The sequence below is a fragment of the Bradyrhizobium tropiciagri genome, assembly GCF_001189845.1.
Taxonomy (GTDB): Bacteria; Pseudomonadota; Alphaproteobacteria; order Rhizobiales; family Xanthobacteraceae; genus Bradyrhizobium; species Bradyrhizobium tropiciagri.
Genome location: NZ_LFLZ01000034.1, coordinates 52,983 through 71,326, shown reverse-complemented (window position 1 = coordinate 71,326; position 18,344 = coordinate 52,983). Strand labels below are relative to the sequence as shown.

Below are 18,344 nucleotides of genomic sequence, written 5' to 3'. Positions count from 1 at the left end.
TTTTTGACATCAGCAGAGGACGATACTCATGACCAGATTGATTGCAGCCGCCTTCCTTCTCGCCACGCTCGGCAGCGCCGGCGCCATGCCGCTCGCACCTGTGACCCCCACCCGGAATTCCGATGTCATCACGGTCGCCGGCGGCTGCGGCGGCGGCTGGCATCGCGGTCCCTATGGCGGCTGCCGCCGCAACTACGCACGGCCGTGGATGCACGCCTGTCCGCGCGGCTGGTATCTCGGCCCGGGCGGCCGCTGCCGCGCCAACGGCACCTAAAGGATTTGAGCACGCAGGCCTTTTGCATCACGCCAGCGGCGGACGGAAACGTCCGCCGTTTTTGCAACGATCGGCGAAGTGCGGTTTCGAGCGAAGCGGGCGCCGGTTCACGCCAACGGTGAAGGCGGCGCAATTCGATATTCGTCTCGCCTAGAGCATGATCCGGAAAAGTGCGAAGCGGTTTTCCGAAAAGATCATGCTCAAACAACGAGCTAAAGCGCGATGACGATTCAGCCCAATCTCATCGCGCTTTAGTACACGCCCTTGTTCATGGTTCTGAGCCGCTGCGCCAGCGTCCTCATCACCTTGAGCGCGAAGTGCGGTGTCTGGCTGACGAGGAAGAGAAACTGCTTTTCCGAGACCGGGACGAGCTCGACATCCGTCAGGGCCGTGGCAGTCGCACTCCTCGGCTCGTTGTCGATCAATGCCATCTCGCCAAAGATCGTGTCCGGCGCGAGGTCCGCCATGGTCTTGTTGCCGACCTGGATGCGCACATAGCCGCTCTTGATCACGAAGAGCTCGTTGGCTTGCTCACCCTCGCGAAAAATAACGCCGCCGGCCCGAACCAGGCGGGATTCGATACTGTTGCCCGTCAGAAGGCTGAAGCTTGCATCTGCCACTCGAAATCCCTTTTCTGCGGTTCTGGCTAAAATAAATGCGCGAATAGAAAGTAGAGAACGCCCGAGATCAGCATCGCCACCGGCAAAGTCAGAACCCAGGCCATGGCGATGTTGCGGATCGTCGACCATTGCAGGCCCGATCCGTTTGCCGTCATGGTGCCTGCGATACCGGACGACAGCACATGCGTCGTGGACACCGGCAGACCGTAGCCGTCCGCCGCGGCGATGGTCGCAGCCGCCGTGATCTCGGCGCAGGCGCCCTGCGCATAGGTCAGATGGGTTTTGCCGATCTTTTCGCCCACCGTCACGACGATCCGTTTCCAGCCGACCATCGTGCCGAGGCCGAGCGCGATGGCGACCGCGATCTTCACCCAGGACGGAATGAATTTGGTGGCGGCATCCAGCGAGCCCTTGTAGCGATTGAGCGTCGCGACATCGGCATCGCTCAGCCCGTTGTCGCTGCTCTTCATGAGCAGGCGAAGCGCCTCCGAGACCAGATACATATCGTTGCGCGTGTTGCGAACGGTCTCGGCGGGGAATTTGGCCAGCGAACCGTACTGAACGACCTGGTCGCTGATCTCGCGGACGAGGACGGCGAGTGACGGATAGGTATCGTCGGTGAGCTGCCGAAGCGCGATGTAGTTCGTCACCGCGGGGCGCGGGTCGCCGGTCACCTTGCGGTCAGCTCCCTTGTCCTCGACGACCTTGCGCGCCGCAGCCGAATTCGCGGTGAATGCCTCGATCTGGCTCGCAGGCATCGCGCGGTTGAGCGCGTAAGCGGTCGGGACCACGCCGATCAGGATGAGCATGATGAGGCCCATGCCTTTTTGACCATCGTTCGAGCCATGAAAGAAGCTGACCAGGGTACAGGTCAGGATCAGGATGCCGCGAATCCACCATGGTGGCGGCTGGTCGCCTTGCGGTTCGCCGAACAGCGCCGGCGTTGCGCGCAACAATGCGGTCTTGAGCCCGTAGAGCAGGATGGCAGCAAGCAGAAATCCGAACAGCGGCGACAGCAACAGCGCCTTGCCGGTGTTGACGGCCTGCGACCAATCCACGCCGGACGTCCCCTCTCGTCCGTGCATCAAGGCGTTCGATATGCCCACGCCCATGATCGATCCGATCAGGGTGTGCGAGCTGGAGGCCGGCAGTCCGAAATACCACGTGCCCACGTTCCAGATGATGGCGGCGATCAGCAGCGCGAACACCATGGCGAAGCCGGCGCTGCTGCCGACCTGAAGGATCAGTTCGACCGGCAACAAGGAGACGATGCCGAAAGCGACGGCGCCGCTGGAGAGAAGCACGCCGATCAGATTGAAGAGGCCTGACCAGACGACGGCAATATGCGCCGGCATCGACCGCGTGTAGATCACGGTTGCGACGGCGTTTGCGGTGTCGTGAAAGCCGTTGACGAATTCGAAGCCGAGCGAGATCAGCAGAGCGACGAACAGCAGCAGGAATGCCGCATAAGAGGTCTTGCCGGCGCCCGTGGCGCCAACATCCGCGTAGATGCTGTAGGCCACGAACAGCAGCGCGGCGCCGATCACGCCGAGATAGATGATGCCGGTGAGCGGATGAAAGCCCTTCTCGAGATCGGGACCCCTGCGCCGCGCGGGCTCGATCGAACCAGGTAACGCCACATCGCTCATGCGATTTGCCCCTCATGGCCGCGGGAGGACAAAAACGGCCATGTGACATTGGGACTACGTTTACATGACGTCCATGTGACAGTTGTGTGAAGGGTGATACAACCGGCCTTCAGTTAGATGTCTAATTCATTGATAAGATTACCCGAACAGCGAAGTTATCGCCGGCGGAGTACCGCTAGTGCTGCGATACGGGCTGCGCCGGCGCGTGCAGCTCCTCGGCGTATTTGTGCGCCAGCCAGGACGTGATCACACCCGGAATGAAGCCGACCAGCCCGTAGAGGATGAACTGCACCGGGCCGCTTTCGGAGCCGTGCGAGGCGTAGGCCAGCGCCGCGCCGACGAAGGCCACGAGACCTACGATCAGCATCCGCACCGTTGGCGTGATCCGCCGCATATGCATCAGGATGTCGTCGATCGCGCCGAACATCAGCGACGGCACGATGCCGAACAGATAATTGTATTGCAGCGACTTCACGAACACGACGAGCAGCTTCGCCACTTCGCCGCCATTGGTCTCGGTCCAGTAGCCGGACTGATAGGTGGTCATCAGCAGCAGCAGGAAGCCGCCGATGAACGGCCCGATGGCTGCGAAGATCAGATAGCGTTTCATGGCGTGCCCTTGCCCGAGATCGAGCAAGTGTAACGCAGTCGCGCGACGGTTCTAGGGAAAATCGAAAGCGCCCGGCAATGTTCCGAAGGTTCGCGTCGAATGCGCTGCAACAACCGCTGATGTTGCTGCGATACGGAATCGCCCGGACGGAGCCGGACGATGACGTCGTGACGCAGAAGCCGAGCTGAGAGCTAAGGCCGCTACTCACCCCACGCCGCGAAGGCGTCGTTGAAGGCCCGCTCGCCGGGGGCGCCCTTCTCGATCGCGATGATGGCGCGGCGCTGGTTGGTATAGACCAGCGGCACATCGAACCAGGAGCGCTCCTTCAGGAGCTGCAGATTGCGCGAGCGGTCGGCGTCGACGTTGGAGAGGCCGACCAGGAAGAAGCCGTCGGTCACCTTGACGGCGAGGCCGGCCAGCGGCGTGCCGCGCGCCTGCTCGTTGGACTTCATCAGGATGCCCGGCACGTTGCCGACGCCGCCATTGGCGAAGTCCTGCGGCAGGATGAAGGTCAATTCCGCGGTATGGCTCGCTGGCAGCGACGAATCAGTGTTGCGGCGGAACGACATCGTCATCTTGAACTTGCGATCGGGAATGTCGATGTCGGCGCGCACGGCGATGTCGGGCTTCTGGTTGCCCGATCCCTTGACCTGCTCGGTGCGCCAGACCACCGAACCGACATACTGCTTGCCCTTCGGATCCGAGGGATCCTCGTCATACAGCACCACGCGCTGCGCCACGGGAGCGACCGGCTCGCCCGACGAGGGCTGGCCGACGCGGTCGGTGATCTTCTTGCTCGACGGCGTCGCCGAAGCATCCTTCGGCGCCTCGACGGGAGCGGAGGGTTTGAACAGGGTGCTGACATAGGTCAGGACAGGCTTGCCCCAGAGGATGCCGGCACCGACCAGGATCAGCAGGATGCCGATCACGATCGCCGTCTTGAACGGGAACATCGACCCGACGCGCGGCCGCTTCGGCTCACGATCGGCGTTGCTGACCCGCGACCGCGGCGGCGGCGCCTGGGGCGGCTGCTGCGGGGTGTAGCCCTCCGCCTCCTCGATCGACTCGTCGTAGGAGTACGGCGCCTCGGGATCGCCGCCGCGGTTCTCCAGGCTCGGCTCGAGCCGGTCGAATTCCGGCGAAGGCGACGGCACGTTGGCGTAGGTCTTGCGCGCGTTGCGGCTGGCCTGTGCTGCGGCACGGCCGAGATCGTCGGCGTCCGCGGTAATGTCGCGGAAGCCGCGGACACCCGGCGCGGACGGCGGCACCGGCGGTGCGCCTTCGCCGGGGCGGCGCGGCGTGCCCGGGCGCGCCTGGGGATCGAGACCGGCGGGGCTTGCGGATTCTGCGGGCTCTGCGGCCGCGGCGGGGCCGGCGGCGGCGCATCGGGGCGCAAATTGCGCGGCGGGCGCGGTTCGGCCGGCGGCCGCGGGGCCTCGGGCGGCCTTGCGTTTGCTTCCGGCGGCCTTGCGCTTGCCTCCGGCGGCCTTGGATTGGCGCGGCGCAACGGGTCGCTGCTGCGGGCGGCGCCGCCGGGGCGCGAGGCCTCGCGAGCGCGCTGCGCGGCCTCGGACTCCACCTTGCGAACCGCCTCTTCCAGCGACAGCCGCTCGCGGGTGATCTCGGACTCGGAGAGCGGCGGCTGCACGCCGCGGAGTTGCTGGATCAACGCCGTCCGCGCCCGCGCGTACAGCGCACGGCGGGCTTCGCCGGGGGCGTTGGGGTCCAATCCGGCGATGGCACGGGCAATCAGCGGGTAGTAGTCAGCCATTTCCACACAATTGGAGGGATATAGGTAATATCCCGTTAAGCCTCGAACGGATTCTGTACCAGAATAGTATCTTCACGTTCCGGACTGGTGGAAAGCAAGGCGATCGGACACCCCACCAGTTCCTCGACCCGGCGGACATATTTGATAGCCTGGGCCGGCAGGTCCGCCCAGGACCGCGCGTTGGCCGTCGGCTGCTTCCAGCCCTCGATGATCTCGTAGACCGGCTCGACGCGGGCCTGCGCGCCCTCGCCCGCCGGCAGATGGTCGATTTCCTTGCCGTCGAGCTTGTAGCCGATGCACACCTTGATGCTGTCGAACCCGTCGAGAATATCGAGCTTGGTCAGCGCCAGCCCGGCAATTCCGCAGGTCCGGACAGTCTGTCGCACCAGCATCGCGTCGAACCAGCCGACCCGGCGCTTGCGCCCGGTGTTGACGCCGAATTCCTTGCCGCGGCGGCCGATTTCCTCGCCGATCTCGTCGTTCAGCTCGGTCGGGAACGGACCCTGGCCGACCCTTGTGGTGTAGGCCTTGCAGATGCCGAGCACATAGCCGACGGCGCCCGGCCCGAGGCCGGTGCCGGTCGCGGCCTGCGCCGCCACCGTGTTGGACGACGTCACGTAGGGATAGGTGCCGTGGTCGACGTCGAGCAGCGCGCCCTGCGCGCCCTCGAACAGGATGCGCTTGCCCTCGCGGCGCTTGAGGTCCAGGAGCCGCCACACCGTCTCGGCATAGGGCAGAAGCTTCGGCGCCAGCGCCGACAGCTCGGCCAGGATGCTGTTGCCCTCGATCTCCGGCAGATTGTTGCCGCGGCGCAGCGCATTGTGGTGCGCCAGCAGGCGGTCGATCTTGTGCGGCAGGGTGTCGAGGTCGGCGAGGTCCATCAGGCGGATGGCACGGCGGCCGACCTTGTCCTCATAGGCCGGGCCGATGCCGCGGCGGGTGGTGCCGATCGAGGTGATGGCGTTGGAGGATTCGCGCAAGGAATCGAGCTCGCGGTGCAGCGGCAGGATCAGCGTGACGTTCTCGGCGATCCGCAGATTGTCCGGTCCGACCGCGACGCCCTGCCCCTTCAGCTTGGCGACCTCGTCGAGGAAGGCCTGCGGGTCGAACACCACGCCATTGCCGATCACCGCCAGCTTGTTCGGGCGCAGCACGCCGGAGGGCAGCAGCGCCAGCTTGTAGGTCTCGCCATTGATCACGAGCGTATGGCCGGCATTGTGGCCGCCCTGGAAGCGCACGACGATGTCGGCCTGTTCCGACAGCCAGTCGACGATCTTGCCCTTCCCTTCGTCACCCCATTGGGCGCCGACGACGACAACATTGGCCATTGCGAAGATGTTCCCTTCAGGTGTTTCAGAGACCATGATCACGGCGAAAACGCGTCCGCCCACAGCGATCATGCATTGATATGCCCAGCCCAAATCACGGCGCCCGGCCGCGCGCACGCAAGGCGCCTACCGGATAACGGAAGCGGGTCGGCTGCGCAAGCAAGAACGGGGTCATTTACGCCTTTTAGACGAGCTACAACCCTTTGATATCCCCTGAAAATTCCTTGCTGCGCCCGGCCGCGCCGGGCTGGCGCGAATTTAATGTTACGGCCACGTGACGCCAGCCTTACCGCTGCACGTGCTTGCCAATTGATCGCAGCTCCAATTGCGGCGATCATTCACCTGGGTTAACCGGCGGGGCCCATGCCCAATTCGACACAAGCGACGATCGCGCTGCGGAAGCTAGGCATTGCCTTCAGGCTTCACACCTATGTCTACGATTCCAGCGCCGAGAGCATCGGGCTGCAGGCGGCGGAGGCGCTCGGGGTCGACCCGAACCGCATGCTCAAGACGCTGATGGCGGAGGTCGACGGCAAGCCGGTCTGCGCCGTAGTGCCGTCCGACTGCGAGGTCAGCATGAAGAAGCTCGCCGCGGCCCTCGGCGGCAAGTCGGCCAGGATGATGCGGCCAGCCGATGCCGAGCGGCTGACCGGCTATCATGTCGGCGGCATCAGCCCGTTCGGCCAGAAAAAGAAAGTGCCGACGGCAATCGACGAGACCGCGCTCACCCATGTCACGGTGTTCGTCAATGGCGGCCAGCGCGGCCTGCAGATCGAGATCGATCCGAACGACGCCGCGCTTGCCGCCGGCGCCTCGATGAAGGCGCTGGTGGCGACGCAGGACTAGAGCTTCGGATCCGATTGAATCAAAGCCGAAGCTCCCGCTTCTTATGTTGAACGCGTTCTCTTCACGCGAACCGGTGCCCACTTCGCTCGATAACGCTCCGCGCGATCAATGCGAGGACTTGTCCCTGGTAAACTCCGCGCCAACGTAGTCGGACAGGCCGGTCAATTCCTCTGCCGAAATATCGTTGACGTTGAGCCTGAGCTGCATGATCGCGAGGTCGAGCAGATGTGCGGCAAAGCTTGCGCCGGCCGCCGTCACGATGCTGCGCTGTTCGATCAAGACAGCGATGACGTCGCGCAGACTGCGCACTTGCACTTGATCCATGGCCCTTTGCCCGATGCTGGCCGTCGTGATGTGTGTTGTCATTGGGAAACCGATTGCAGTGTGCTGATGGACGCCGTGCTGGCGGATGGGATGTACGGCAGCCGCGCGGCCTCCTCGCCAAGCTGCGGGACGCGCGAGCGGACCTCACGGACTTCGATGTCGATGGTCATCGGGGGTGGCACCAGCGTCACCGATGCTTTCGGCCACGGCGCCGGATTCGGACTGACCCCGGTAAAGCGATAGGCCGCAGCGATCTCGAGCGCGAGCAGTTGCAGCTCGAGCATCGCAACCCCCATCCCGGCGCAGGCGCGCGGACCGGCGCCGAACGGGATGTAGGCGTCGGTGTTGTAGCGCCGCGTCATCAGGAAGCGGTCGGGATCCTCGAAATGCCTCGGATCGCGCTGCAATTGCCAGGGGCAGAGCAACAGCGAGGTGCCGACCTTGAGGTCGCGCCCGCCGATCGTCACCGGCTGCATCACCTCACGCGAGAACCACCAGGCGCTGGGATAGAGCCGGCAGACCTCCTTGACCAGGGTCGCGCTGACATCCGCACGCCTGACGGCATCGACGCGCAATTCGCCGTCGTCGCCGATGCAGTCGGCGGCCTCGTCCGCGATCTCGTCCATCAGCGCGGGATCCGCCGCCATGTGATACAGCACCCAGGCGGCGGTCGATCCGGTGGTGTGGTGGCCGGCCAGCAGCAGCGTGAGAATTTCGTCGTGCAGGTCGCGATCGCTGAGGCCGAGCGCTTCGAGATCGCGCAGCGCACTAGTCGAGCCGGCGCTGCTGCGCAGCCGCTGCACCACGATCGACATCGCAAGCTTGGCGCAAATCCGGTTCTGCCGCCTGCGATACCAGGACACTGGTCCAAGCGGCAGCACGCGGAACATCTCGTCGGCCAGATCATCCTCGATGGTGCCGACCGCCTGCACCAGGGCCTCCTCGTCGCCGGACGAGATGACCTGGGCGCCGAACACGGCGATACAGATCGTGCGCAGCGCCAGCGTCGCGGTGAAGCGATGCGGATCGAACGCACCGAGCCGCGCCAGCCTTGCGCCGACCGCGCGGATCTCGGCGCACATCTGCGGCAGGTATTTTTCGACGCTGCCCTTGGCCATGTGCTTGTGCAGCACCGCACGCCGCCGCTTGTGCTCGTCGCCATGCAGCATCAGCGAGCTCTGGCCGAGCACCGGCGAAAGTTTCTTGATCAGACGGCCCTTGCCGACGTCGGTTTCCGGCGCCTTCAGGATCGGGCGGATCAGATCAGGATCATTCACCAGCAAGACCGGCGCGGGCCCGAGATGGAGCGGCACCAGCCCGAGCGGCGACGCGTTGCCGCGCTCAAGCAGGAATTTGAGCGGGTCGCTCCGAAACGCTCGAACGTCCGAGAACATGTGTGGCATCGTGAATCTCCAATTGCCGTCCAAGGTCGAGGAATTTGGTCAGGCCGGGATTGCCGGCGATATCGAGCGGAATCTCGCCGGCGAGCGCCGTCAGCGGGCGGCCGTAGCGGTCGTTGCCGATCACCTGCGGCGGACCGTAACGGTGGGTGAGGATGCCCATCCGCGCGAGGAAGCGCTCATAGGTGAGGTCGGCCATCGCCACCAGCGCCGCCGCGCCGCGCAGCTCGGCGAAGCGAAACATCAGCGCATAGTTGACGCGCGCGGCCGATGCGGTTGCCGCCCCCGGCAGCACGCCGAAGCGGCTGATTTCCCAGGCGTCACGGCGGCTCGGAAAGCGGCGCTGCGCCAGCTGCGGGAAGACCGACTTGGTGAGGTACGGATAGTCGGTGCGGATGGCGCGGAAGCCGCCGATCAGCTCCGAACCGAGAAACAGCAGGCAGTGTTCAGTATACCAGACGTCGAACTGGTCGCGCTCGACGTCGCCGGTCGTGGTCAGAAGCCAGCCGCAATGATCGACGAACAGCCGCTTGCGCAGCCTCAGCATCGCCTGAACATGTGCCGGATAGCGCTCTTCGGTGGTGACGAGCGCGTGGTATTCCCCCCAATGCTGCGACATTCCCTCCGCCTCCAGATGTCGCCGGCATCTGGGACAAAAAGGCTTAATTGTGGTACCCCCGGAAACCGGGGGTTTTAGTCAATGATCCTGGAAGAAGCGATTTCGAGTATCGAGGCGTCGGGCACGATCGACGAGCTTCGACTGTCGCTGCACCGGGTCATCCAGAACTACGGCTTCTCCGGCTTCGCCTTCATCGATGCGGGCCGGCCCGAGCTCGATCTGCCGTACCATACCGGCACCTATCCGCCGGCCTGGGAGCGCGCCTACATCCAGAACGACTTCGTTCATTGCGATCCGGCATTGACGCGGGTGCGACGAACCAACACGCCGTTTCACTGGGGCGAGTTGAAGCTGCCGGAGCGGCACGGGCGCAAGCGTCCGCCGGAGCTGAAGATGATGGAGGCCGCGCGGGATCACGGATTCCGCCAGGGCTTCGTCGTGCCCTTCCACTATCGCGACCGGCTCGGCGCCGTGCACTCGAGCTCGACGGTGTTCTTCTGGGAGGACGAGCCGCGCAACTTCGACAAGCTGTTCGTCTGCCATCGGCATGAACTGCATCTCTTGATGATCTACTGGGTGCAGCGGGCGATGGACATCGTCAACCGCGACCAGCGCAACGCACCGACCATCCTGAAGCCCGCCGACGCCGCCGAAACCATCAAGCTCACGGGGCGGGAGAAGGAAGTGATCGCCTGGGCGGCGCGCGGCAAGACCGTGGCCGATACCGCGCAGATCCTCGGTATTTCTCCGGAGACGGTGGAAGGCTTCATCAAGCAGGCGCTGCGCAAGCTCGAAGCATCCAACAAGACGCACGGGGTGGCGAAGAGCATCGCGCTCGGGATCATCGACTTGTGAGCCGCGCAGCGATCGCGGCGTGCTCGGGGCTGCAGCCATGCGCCGCCGCCGCCCCGTTCGAAGCGCCGCGATGTGTGGCGACATCACACATCCGGGTTGGATTCATCGCAGCCGTCGCTCACAGATTGCATTCGCGCACGGTCTTGATAAGAAGATCAGGGCCGGATGACGCCAACACGAGCATCTCGGACCACGGGTGCGCATCGCAGAGCCTGCCCGGTGCGGCGGGACCATTGGTCGATCCGGCTGATCCGTAAAAGTCCCATCGCGACGAACCGCAGTTCCATTTGCTACCAATCATTGTCGCGGACATGCTGTCGACGGACGTAGCTGGAGATCGCCGAAGCGCACCATGAGCACATCGCAGGACGACCAGATTGATCAACTGGTGCAGGCGCGCTGGCGCGCAATCGGACTGTCCCAGGCCGATCTCGCCGAGATCCTGTGCTCGGGCGCCTCCTTGCAAAGGAACAGCGTGGACGGCACGGTGAAGGTCGATACCGGCCGCCTGGCGACCGTCGCCGAGATGCTCGGGATCGCCGCCGACATGCTCAATCGCCGGCCTGCCACGACAGCGCCGACACAGGGAGGCCAGGCGGCAGAATCGCTGCAATCCTTGCTCGAACTGCGCATGCTGCGGGTGTTCCGCGACGTGCAGGACCCCGACACCAAGCGGATCCTGATCGAGCTCGCCGAGCAGATCGTCAAGCGCCAGACCACGCCGCCGGAGCACGGCTAGACACGCCTCGGAAAGTGCGGAGGCGTCTTCCGGAAGGGGGACTTCGCGCATGGTCGCGATGCGTCCATCCCCATTGATGGAATGGCGGAATCCGTGTCTGTGACAGGGGCCGGGGAAATCCATACCGGCCCGGTAACACCAGCCGGGCGGGCCGCGGCGTCGTGAACCCGGGCCTCATCGCATGTCTGCCTCCGATTCCACCGCAACGCCCGCGTCCGGCTCTTGGATCGCCAACCAGCCATATCTGCTGCTGTGCATCACCGCGATGTGCTGGGCCGGCAACGCGATCGTCGGCCGGCTCGCCGCCGGCCACATTCCGCCGGTGACGCTGTCGTTCCTGCGCTGGTTCATGGCGTTCCTGATCATCCTGCCGTTTGCCTGGAAACATCTGGTCCGCGACTGGCCTGCGATCCGCAAGAATCTCGGCATCATGATGCTGCTGTCGATGACCGGCATCAGCGCCTTCAACACGCTGCAATACTGGGCGCTCGAGTACACCCAGGCGCTCAACACGCTGCTGCTGCAATCCTCCGTGCCGCTGATGGTCGCGCTGTGGTCGCTGATCCTGCTCGGCGCGCGGCTGACGCTGGCGCAGCTCTGTGGCGTGCTGCTGTCGCTCGCCGGCGTGCTGGTGATCCTGCTGCATGGCGATCTCACGACGCTGTCGAAGATCGAGTTCAACAAGGGCGACCTGATCTTCATCGTCGCACTGGTGATCTTCGCGCTATATTCGGTGCTGACGCTGAAGCGGCCCAAGATCCACGGGCTATCGGTCGCGGCCTTCACCTTCGGCTGCGGCGCGCTGTTGCTGGTGCCGTTCTTGATCTGGGAACTCGGCGCGCGCCCGGTGATGCAGCTCACGGCCAACAACCTGCTGTCGCTGTTTTATGTCGCGGTGTTCCCCTCGACGCTGGCCTATCTGTGCTTCAACCGCGGTGTGCAGCTGATCGGCGCCAACCGCGCCGCGCCGTTCTTCCACATGGTTCCGGTGTTCGGCACCATCATGTCGATCGTGTTCATCGGCGAGCATCCGCAAGCCTTCCATTTCATCGGCTTTGCCCTGGTGCTGGCCGGTGTCTTCGCGGCTTCGCGGAAGCAGTCGGCGGCCTGATCCCGCGACCCGAGGCGCGGTGACTATCGGCGGCAAATCCGCTATCTGTTGCAATCTGCTTCGCGGACAGGTCCCAAACGCATGGCGCGCGCCAGCAATCTCGTGATCGGCACCCTGACGCTGGCCCTGATCGCCGGCTCGCTCGGCGGCTGGCTGGGCTATCAGCGCTATGCCGGCATCAAGCGGATGGTGCCGTTCCGCGTCGTGTTCGAGGGCTCGGCGTCGGGCCTGCGCCGCGGCGCCAGTGTCAATTTCGCCGGCGTGCGGATCGGCGAGGTGGTCTCGATCCGGCTCGACCGGCACCGCGTGGTGGCGATGACGCGGATCGAGGGCAACGCCCCGATCAAGAAGGACACCCAGGCCGGTCTCGAATTCCAGGGCCTGACCGGGATAGCATCGATCTCCTTCACCGGCGGCACCGACGATGCGCCGCCGCCTGCGGTCGGCGCCGACGGGATTCCCGAGCTGACGGCCGATGCCGAAGGCACGATGGGCATCCAGGAGAAGCTGCGCGTCGCGCTGCGCAATGTCGACCGCGTCATCACCGAGAACGAGGCCGACATCAAGGACTCGCTGCTCGGGCTCGAGAACTTCACCAACTCGCTGTCGGGCAATGGCGAGCTGATCGCGGGCTTCATCGACGCCGCCGACGACGGCATCAGCACGGTCGACGCCAAGCTCGCCTCGGCCGACAAGTTCCTGAAGAGTTTTGGCAGCGACAAATATGGCGGCGAGCTGCTGCCGACCGTGATCTCGCTGCGCGAACTGATCCAAAGCTTCGACAAGAAGTCCGGCACGATGATCGCCGAAACCCGCAAGACGCTCGGCGACGTCAGCCAGTCCGTCAACGCGTTCAACGAGAAAATTGCCGGGCGCGGCGGCAGGCGCTAACGTCACGCTCCAACCAAGAACCAAGAACAACGGAAACGCCCAACGTGCACGACCGGACCGCAGCGCCCTCCCCGCCTCCCGCAACCGTCAACCGCGCGACGAGCGCCGTGCCCCGGCATTTGCGCCGCTATCTCACACTCGACGATTTCGAGCCGCGGGCGCGGCAGCTGCTGCCGAAATTCCTCTACGGCTACATCTCCGGCGGCGCCGAGACCGACGCGGCACGGTCAGACAATCGCCGGGCCTTCGACGAATACGGCTTCGTGCCGCGGGTGCTGAAGGACGTCTCCGGCCGTGATCAGACCACGACGCTGTTCGGCAAGACCTACGCCTCGCCGTTCGGGATTCCGCCGATGGGCTCGTCCGCGCTGTGCGCCTATCGCGGCGACATCGTGCTGGCGCGCGCCGCTGCCGCCGCCAACGTCCCGATGATCCTCTCGGCCTCCTCGCTGATTACGCTGGAGGACGTCCGCGCCGCCAATCAGCAGGCCTGGTACCAGGCCTATCTCGCCGGTCTTCCCGAGCGCATCGAGCCGCTCGTCGATCGCGTTGCGGCGGCCGGCTACGACACCTTCGTCGTCACCGCCGACGTGCCGGTGCCGCCCAACCGCGAGAACAACATCCGCAACGGCTTCCAGGTCCCGCTCGAGATCACGCCGCGGGTGTTCTGGGACACCATCACCCATCCGGACTGGCTGCTGAACACCTGGGCGCGCACCGTGTTCAATCACGGGATGCCGCATTTCGAGAACATGGACGCCAAGCAGGGCCCGCCGGTGCTGTCGAAGAACCTGATGCGCAACATCGGCAGCCGCGACCAGCTTGCCTGGAAGCATGTCGAGCTGATCCGCAAGCGCTGGCCCGGCAAGCTCGTGGTCAAGGGGCTGATCGCACCGGAAGACGCGCGGCTGGCGCGCGAGCACGGCTGCGACGGCGTGATGGTTTCCAACCATGGCGGCCGCCAGCTCGACTTCACCGTCTCTGCGCTGCGTACGCTGCCGGAGATCGCCGCGCAGAAGGGCAGCATGACGGTGATGATGGACGGCGGCATCCGCCGCGGCACCGACGTCATCAAGGCGCTGGCGCTCGGTGCGGACTTCGTCTGGATCGGCCGTCCGTTCCTCTATGCTGCCGTGACCGCGGGCGAGGCCGGCGTGTCGCGCGCGATCTCGCTGCTGCACGCCGAGATCGACCGTGATCTCGCACTGCTCGGCATCCGCAGCCTGAAGGAGATCACGGCGGACCTGGTGCGGAAGTTCTAGAGATGTTGCGTCCGCAACAGGACTACACCCCCGCTTGCGGGGGAGGGTTGGGGTGGGGGTGTCTCCGCTTGCGGGAGGATCGTTGGGTGGCGAGAGCCCCCACCCGCTGCGCCCTTTGGGCACAGCGACCGCCCCCGCAAGCGGGAAAGGTAAGAAAAAGTCACGCGTAGCGCGCCGCACCCATGCAGAGCGCGGTGATCGCGAGCAGCCCGGCCGCGATACGCTGGGCGACGGCGAGCCGCGAACGGGCGGCCGACGGATCGGCCGCGCCATTGCGCAACTGCCTGACAGCGCCGCCGCCGACGATGATCTGCACGGCGATCGCGGCCAGTGCTGCGATCGCGCCACCCGCCAGGATCTGCTCCGACAGCGCGAACGAGCCTTCATGAACCAGGCGCCACAGCGTGGCGCCGGTCACGATCGCAACCGTCGCCGCCCCGATTTGCGGGCCCAACAGCCTTTCGCCACCAAGGCCGCCGGTGCGCGCCAAAGTGAAGCTGGAGCCGGCCCAAAACACCGATGACAGGACGTGAAGCGACAAGGCTATGATGAGGACGGTCTGCATGACGTTGCTCCAAATGGGCATTGGAAATTAGATATACATAATGTATATTCAATCTGACGAAAGCAAGGCAAACCGATGCCACCGCGCAGCTATGTGAGCCCGGCGCGCAGCGCCGCCACCGCCGAGACCCGCGAGCGCGTGATCGAAGCCGCCTCGCGCACGCTGCGCGAGGGCGAGAGCATCGCGCGCTTCTCGCTGGATACGGTGGCGAAGGCCGCGGGCGTGACGCGGCTGACGGTCTACAACCAGTTCGGCTCGCGGCGCGGGCTGCTCGAGGCCGTGTTCGACGAGATCGCGCGCCACGGCGGCCTGCATCAACTCGCCGACGCCATGACGATGGCCGATCCGCGCGCCGCGCTCGACCGCATGGTCGAGATCTTCTGCGCATTCTGGAGCCGCGATTCCGCGGTCGGGCGCCTGCACGACGCGATGGCGACCGATCCCGAATTCGCCGAAGCGGTGCGCGAGCGCAACGAGCGCCGCCGTCGCGGTGTCACCGGATTGATCGACCGCATCGCAGCCAAGCAGGCATCGCCGCAGGCCCGCAAGGATGCCGTCGACCTGATCTTCGCGCTGACGAGCTATCCGACCTTCGCCTCGCTGAGCGCCGCCGGGCGGTCGAGGGATGAGGTCTGCCGGGTGGTGCAGACGGCCTGCCACGCGGCGCTGCAGCCGCTTACGCTCTCAAACCCGTCATCCTGAGGAGCGCGCTTTGGCGCGCGTCTCGAAGGATGAATCGGCCACAGTCGGGCCGTCGACCCTTCGAGACGCGCTTCGCGCTCCTCCAGCGACAAAGGCGAAGCCTTTGCGCGGGGGTGACGGATAACGTCTTACGCAGGCGGCCTCAGTCACCCCAGCTTGAACTTGCTGTACGCCTCGCGCGTCGCGATGATGACGTGCGCCTCGCAGCCGTTGCGGCGGTGCGGGTCGCAGCGGGTCTCGTAGTCGGCCGAGGTCATCATGTCGAGGAAGGCCGCGACGCTCGGGTAATACACCAGCGCGAGATAGTCCCAGCGTTGGCTTGCCGGCTCGCCCAGCGCGACCGTCTCGGCGCTGCCGGTCCAGAGCAGCGTGCCGCCGCGCGCCTTGATCATGGGCACGGTGAGCGCGCTATAGCGCAGGTAGGCATCCCAGCCCGAGCCGTCGCCGGCGAGCGAGCGCTGGCGAAATCGCATCAGATTGACCATCACGACCGGAGCCGCTTGATCCAGTTCGCTCAGGCCTTTGACGTTCAAGAGATCGACACCCATCCACCAGCTCCCGCGCCACACCGCATTATTACGGGCCACATCGGTCGAGCCACTTCGGTCCGGCCGCTAACATTATGTCATATCGCGGGGCTACCCTGAAATGCTGGCAGGCCGTAAGCTCACCACCCGATCTCGGAGGTCAATGCCGTGATGACCCTTCCCGAACTTGCGGCCGACGCGCTCGGCAAATTCCTCGGCGAATACATGCAGCGCCGCTTCGGCTCCTCGCAGACCGAGCTGGTGGAGATGGTGCCCTCGATCGCGCGGATCGCGATCGAATGCATCGGCAACAGCGACGCGCTCTACCACAATGTCGAGCACACCATGCTGGTGACGCTCGCCGGTCACGACATCCTGCGCGGCCGCGCGCTGCACTCGCACATGAGCGCCGAGGATTATGCGCACGTCATCATCGCCTGCCTCACCCATGACATCGGCTATGTGCGCGGGCTGTTCGATGCCGACGACCATAACGGCTATCTGGTCGCTGCCGATGGCCGCAAGGTGATCCTGCCGCGCGGCTCGTCGGATGCGGCGCTGATGTCCTATCACGTCGACCGCTCGAAGATCTTCGTGATGGAGCGGCTCAAGGGCGTCGCGCTGCTCGACAAGGAGCGCATCGCGCGCGCCATCGAGGGCACGCGCTTTCCGCAGAGCGCTCCGGACGGCGATAAGGACTTCGGCGGCGAGGCCATATTGCTGCGCGCGGCTGATCTGATCGGCCAGCTCGGCGATCCGCATTACATCCGCAAGGCCAACGCGCTGTACATCGAATTCGAGGAGGCCGGACTGAACCGCCAGCTCGGCTATGATTCGCCGGCCGACCTCGTCGACCTCTATCCGCGCTTCTACTGGGACAGTGTCGCGCCGCATGTGCAGAAGGCGATCCGTCACCTCAACATCACCTCCAGCGGGCGGCAATGGATCGCCAATCTCTACAGCAACGTGTTTCGCGCCGAGCGCGACATCTCGCTGTCGGGACCGCAGAAATAGGCCTCCGAAGGATCACGGCGAACTCTACCCCCGTCATCCTGAGGTGCGAGCGGAGCGAGCCTCGAAGGATGGATCGGCCACGGTCGGACCGTGCATCCTTCGAGGCTCGCCGAAGAGGCTCGCACCTCAGGATGACGGAATCGAGCTGTCGTAACGCTGCGCGCGATCACTGGTGGCCGCGCATGGCTCCAATCCGCACTTTCGTCTTGTGGCAGCGGCGGATTCGGGCACAACATCCACCAGATAATGACCGCTTTGCCCGCACCTGCCACAACCCCGCGCCGCTCGCCGCTGCACTGGCTCAACAACCAGCCCTATCTGCTGCTCAGCCTGACGTCGCTGTTCTGGGCTGCCAATATCGTGCTGGCGCGGCATGTCGGCAGCCATGTGCCGCCGGTCACCCTGACCACGATCCGCTGGTTCGGCGTGTTCCTGATCCTGTTGCCGTTCGCCTGGCCGCATCTGAAGGAAGACTGGCCGAAGCTGCGCAGGGCGCTGCCGCTGATGCTGCTGCTCTCCGCGGTCGGCTTCGCGTTCAACAACGCGATCTCCTACTGGGCGATGCAATATACCGAGGCGCTCAATGCGCTGCTGATCCAGTCGGCCGGGCCGCTGTTCGTGGCGCTGTGGTCGCTGGTGCTGTTCGGCGTGCGGCTGACGCCGGCGCAGCTTGCCGGCATCGCGATCTCGCTGGCCGGCGTGCTGACCATCATCCTGCGCGGCGACTTCGCGGCGCTCGCCAGCATCAGCTTCAACCGCGGTGACATCATGTTCGGCGCTTCGCTGGTGTCGTTCGGGCTCTATTCGGCGTTGATCCCGCGGCGGCCGAAAATCCATCAGCTCTCGCTGATCTCGTTCACCACCTGCTGTGGTGCGCTGATGCTGCTGCCGGTGGCTGTCTGGGAATTCGCCAATGGCGTGACGCTGAAGCTGGACATTTTGACGTTTGCCACGCTGGGCTACACGCTGATCTTCCCATCCACGCTCGCCTATCTGTTCTTCAACCGCGGCGTCGCATTGATCGGCCCGAACCGCGCGGCGCCGTTCTTCCATCTGGTGCCGGTGTTCGGCTCGGCGATGGCGATCCTGCTGCTCGGCGAAACGCTCGCGCCGTTCCATCTGATCGGCTACGCGCTGGTGCTGGCCGGCGTCATCATCGCTTCGCGGCAAGGATCAGCTAAAGAATCAGCCAAAGGATCGGCCAAAGGATCGGCGAAGCCTTAGCTGACGCCGCGGA

Annotated in this window: 19 protein-coding genes and 1 pseudogene; 10 read left to right on the top strand and 10 right to left on the bottom strand. The window is 65.0% G+C overall.

The window, feature by feature from the left end; translation table 11 throughout:
• Nucleotides 1-28 precede the first annotated feature (28 nt).
• Nucleotides 29-274, top strand: a complete 246-nt coding sequence (locus tag AKN84_RS25100; RefSeq protein WP_050423269.1) for a GCG_CRPN prefix-to-repeats domain-containing protein — start codon at nucleotides 29-31, stop codon at nucleotides 272-274.
• 251 nt (nucleotides 275-525) lie between these two features.
• On the opposite strand, the gene AKN84_RS25095 is transcribed toward AKN84_RS25100, so the two are convergent.
• The 5 genes and pseudogenes from AKN84_RS25095 to AKN84_RS25075 form a co-directional block, all read right to left on the bottom strand.
• Nucleotides 526-894, bottom strand: a complete 369-nt coding sequence (locus AKN84_RS25095; protein WP_157863334.1) for a Crp/Fnr family transcriptional regulator — start codon at nucleotides 892-894, stop codon at nucleotides 526-528.
• Between the two features lie 26 nt (nucleotides 895-920).
• Nucleotides 921-2,543, bottom strand: coding sequence for an inorganic phosphate transporter (locus AKN84_RS25090; RefSeq protein WP_050423268.1), 1,623 nt, complete (start codon nucleotides 2,541-2,543; stop codon nucleotides 921-923).
• Nucleotides 2,544-2,718: 175 nt separating this feature from the next.
• On the bottom strand, nucleotides 2,719-3,153 hold the full coding sequence (locus tag AKN84_RS25085) for a DUF5413 family protein (protein ID WP_050423267.1): 435 nt from the start codon (nucleotides 3,151-3,153) through the stop codon (nucleotides 2,719-2,721).
• 200 nt (nucleotides 3,154-3,353) lie between these two features.
• Nucleotides 3,354-4,924: pseudogene (locus AKN84_RS25080) on the bottom strand (hypothetical protein).
• Nucleotides 4,925-4,959: 35 nt separating this feature from the next.
• Nucleotides 4,960-6,252: an adenylosuccinate synthase gene (locus tag AKN84_RS25075; protein ID WP_050423291.1), complete on the bottom strand. Its 1,293-nt coding sequence runs from the start codon at nucleotides 6,250-6,252 to the stop codon at nucleotides 4,960-4,962.
• A gap of 363 nt (nucleotides 6,253-6,615) precedes the next feature.
• On the opposite strand from AKN84_RS25075, the gene ybaK reads away from it, so the two are divergent.
• A complete protein-coding gene (gene ybaK, locus AKN84_RS25070) occupies nucleotides 6,616-7,098 on the top strand; it encodes a Cys-tRNA(Pro) deacylase (RefSeq protein ID WP_050423266.1) in 483 nt (160 codons plus the stop codon).
• A gap of 105 nt (nucleotides 7,099-7,203) precedes the next feature.
• Here the strand turns inward: ybaK and AKN84_RS25065 are convergent, their stop codons facing one another.
• The 3 genes from AKN84_RS25065 to AKN84_RS25055 are packed head-to-tail and all read right to left on the bottom strand — an operon-like array spanning nucleotide 7,204 to nucleotide 9,441.
• Nucleotides 7,204-7,422, bottom strand: coding sequence for a hypothetical protein (locus AKN84_RS25065; protein WP_050423265.1), 219 nt, complete (start codon nucleotides 7,420-7,422; stop codon nucleotides 7,204-7,206).
• 38 nt (nucleotides 7,423-7,460) lie between these two features.
• The gene (locus AKN84_RS25060; RefSeq protein ID WP_244485476.1) at nucleotides 7,461-8,825 is read right to left on the bottom strand and encodes a cytochrome P450; all 1,365 of its coding nucleotides are present in this window, start codon (nucleotides 8,823-8,825) and stop codon (nucleotides 7,461-7,463) included.
• On the bottom strand, nucleotides 8,764-9,441 hold the full coding sequence (locus AKN84_RS25055; protein WP_050423263.1) for an acyl-homoserine-lactone synthase: 678 nt from the start codon (nucleotides 9,439-9,441) through the stop codon (nucleotides 8,764-8,766). The genes AKN84_RS25060 and AKN84_RS25055 overlap by 62 nt, the downstream gene beginning before the upstream one ends.
• Nucleotides 9,442-9,522: 81 nt before the next feature.
• On the opposite strand from AKN84_RS25055, the gene AKN84_RS25050 reads away from it, so the two are divergent.
• The 5 genes from AKN84_RS25050 to AKN84_RS25030 all read left to right on the top strand — a co-directional run bounded on the left by AKN84_RS25050 (nucleotide 9,523) and on the right by AKN84_RS25030 (nucleotide 14,299).
• Nucleotides 9,523-10,296 (top strand): helix-turn-helix transcriptional regulator, encoded by a 774-nt coding sequence (locus tag AKN84_RS25050; protein ID WP_050423262.1) that lies wholly within the window; start codon nucleotides 9,523-9,525, stop codon nucleotides 10,294-10,296.
• A 352-nt stretch (nucleotides 10,297-10,648) separates the two neighbouring features.
• The gene (locus AKN84_RS25045; protein ID WP_050423261.1) at nucleotides 10,649-11,035 is read left to right on the top strand and encodes a hypothetical protein; all 387 of its coding nucleotides are present in this window, start codon (nucleotides 10,649-10,651) and stop codon (nucleotides 11,033-11,035) included.
• A gap of 181 nt (nucleotides 11,036-11,216) precedes the next feature.
• Complete coding sequence (locus AKN84_RS25040; protein WP_050423260.1) at nucleotides 11,217-12,146, top strand: DMT family transporter; 930 nt, start codon at nucleotides 11,217-11,219, stop codon at nucleotides 12,144-12,146.
• A gap of 81 nt (nucleotides 12,147-12,227) precedes the next feature.
• Nucleotides 12,228-13,037 (top strand): MlaD family protein, encoded by an 810-nt coding sequence (locus AKN84_RS25035; protein WP_050423259.1) that lies wholly within the window; start codon nucleotides 12,228-12,230, stop codon nucleotides 13,035-13,037.
• Nucleotides 13,038-13,144: 107 nt separating this feature from the next.
• Nucleotides 13,145-14,299: an alpha-hydroxy acid oxidase gene (locus tag AKN84_RS25030; protein ID WP_050423290.1), complete on the top strand. Its 1,155-nt coding sequence runs from the start codon at nucleotides 13,145-13,147 to the stop codon at nucleotides 14,297-14,299.
• Between the two features lie 160 nt (nucleotides 14,300-14,459).
• Here AKN84_RS25030 and AKN84_RS25025 read toward each other — a convergent pair whose 3' ends face one another.
• Nucleotides 14,460-14,864 carry a hypothetical protein gene (locus AKN84_RS25025; RefSeq protein ID WP_050423289.1) on the bottom strand — a complete coding sequence of 135 codons (405 nt, stop codon included), beginning with the start codon at nucleotides 14,862-14,864 and terminating at the stop codon, nucleotides 14,460-14,462.
• 75 nt (nucleotides 14,865-14,939) lie between these two features.
• Between AKN84_RS25025 and AKN84_RS25020 the strand changes: the two genes are divergently transcribed.
• A complete protein-coding gene (locus AKN84_RS25020; RefSeq protein ID WP_050423258.1) occupies nucleotides 14,940-15,566 on the top strand; it encodes a TetR/AcrR family transcriptional regulator in 627 nt (208 codons plus the stop codon).
• 146 nt (nucleotides 15,567-15,712) lie between these two features.
• Here the strand turns inward: AKN84_RS25020 and AKN84_RS25015 are convergent, their stop codons facing one another.
• Entirely contained in the window at nucleotides 15,713-16,114 is a 402-nt protein-coding gene (locus AKN84_RS25015) for a DUF1330 domain-containing protein (RefSeq protein WP_050423256.1), read from the bottom strand.
• A gap of 147 nt (nucleotides 16,115-16,261) precedes the next feature.
• Here AKN84_RS25015 and AKN84_RS25010 point away from each other — a divergent pair, with 147 nt between their 5' ends.
• Nucleotides 16,262-17,107, top strand: a complete 846-nt coding sequence (locus tag AKN84_RS25010; RefSeq protein ID WP_050423255.1) for a hypothetical protein — start codon at nucleotides 16,262-16,264, stop codon at nucleotides 17,105-17,107.
• Nucleotides 17,108-17,353: 246 nt separating this feature from the next.
• A complete protein-coding gene (locus AKN84_RS25005) occupies nucleotides 17,354-18,331 on the top strand; it encodes a DMT family transporter (RefSeq protein ID WP_050423253.1) in 978 nt (325 codons plus the stop codon).
• Nucleotides 18,332-18,344 lie beyond the last annotated feature (13 nt).

Excerpts from the sequence above, each read along its gene's own strand:
- AKN84_RS25100 (WP_050423269.1), top strand. The coding sequence starts at position 29 with ATGACCAGATTGATTGCAGCCGCCTTCCTTCTCGCCACGCTCGGCAGC.
- AKN84_RS25090 (WP_050423268.1), bottom strand. The coding sequence starts at position 2,543 with ATGAGCGATGTGGCGTTACCTGGTTCGATCGAGCCCGCGCGGCGCAGG.
- AKN84_RS25085 (WP_050423267.1), bottom strand. The coding sequence starts at position 3,153 with ATGAAACGCTATCTGATCTTCGCAGCCATCGGGCCGTTCATCGGCGGC.
- AKN84_RS25075 (WP_050423291.1), bottom strand. The coding sequence starts at position 6,252 with ATGGCCAATGTTGTCGTCGTCGGCGCCCAATGGGGTGACGAAGGGAAG.
- ybaK (WP_050423266.1), top strand. The coding sequence starts at position 6,616 with ATGCCCAATTCGACACAAGCGACGATCGCGCTGCGGAAGCTAGGCATT.
- AKN84_RS25065 (WP_050423265.1), bottom strand. The coding sequence starts at position 7,422 with ATGGATCAAGTGCAAGTGCGCAGTCTGCGCGACGTCATCGCTGTCTTG.
- AKN84_RS25060 (WP_244485476.1), bottom strand. The coding sequence starts at position 8,825 with ATGCCACACATGTTCTCGGACGTTCGAGCGTTTCGGAGCGACCCGCTC.
- AKN84_RS25055 (WP_050423263.1), bottom strand. The coding sequence starts at position 9,441 with ATGTCGCAGCATTGGGGGGAATACCACGCGCTCGTCACCACCGAAGAG.
- AKN84_RS25050 (WP_050423262.1), top strand. The coding sequence starts at position 9,523 with ATGATCCTGGAAGAAGCGATTTCGAGTATCGAGGCGTCGGGCACGATC.
- AKN84_RS25045 (WP_050423261.1), top strand. The coding sequence starts at position 10,649 with ATGAGCACATCGCAGGACGACCAGATTGATCAACTGGTGCAGGCGCGC.
- AKN84_RS25040 (WP_050423260.1), top strand. The coding sequence starts at position 11,217 with ATGTCTGCCTCCGATTCCACCGCAACGCCCGCGTCCGGCTCTTGGATC.
- AKN84_RS25035 (WP_050423259.1), top strand. The coding sequence starts at position 12,228 with ATGGCGCGCGCCAGCAATCTCGTGATCGGCACCCTGACGCTGGCCCTG.
- AKN84_RS25025 (WP_050423289.1), bottom strand. The coding sequence starts at position 14,864 with ATGCAGACCGTCCTCATCATAGCCTTGTCGCTTCACGTCCTGTCATCG.
- AKN84_RS25020 (WP_050423258.1), top strand. The coding sequence starts at position 14,940 with ATGCCACCGCGCAGCTATGTGAGCCCGGCGCGCAGCGCCGCCACCGCC.
- AKN84_RS25015 (WP_050423256.1), bottom strand. The coding sequence starts at position 16,114 with ATGGGTGTCGATCTCTTGAACGTCAAAGGCCTGAGCGAACTGGATCAA.
- AKN84_RS25005 (WP_050423253.1), top strand. The coding sequence starts at position 17,354 with ATGACCGCTTTGCCCGCACCTGCCACAACCCCGCGCCGCTCGCCGCTG.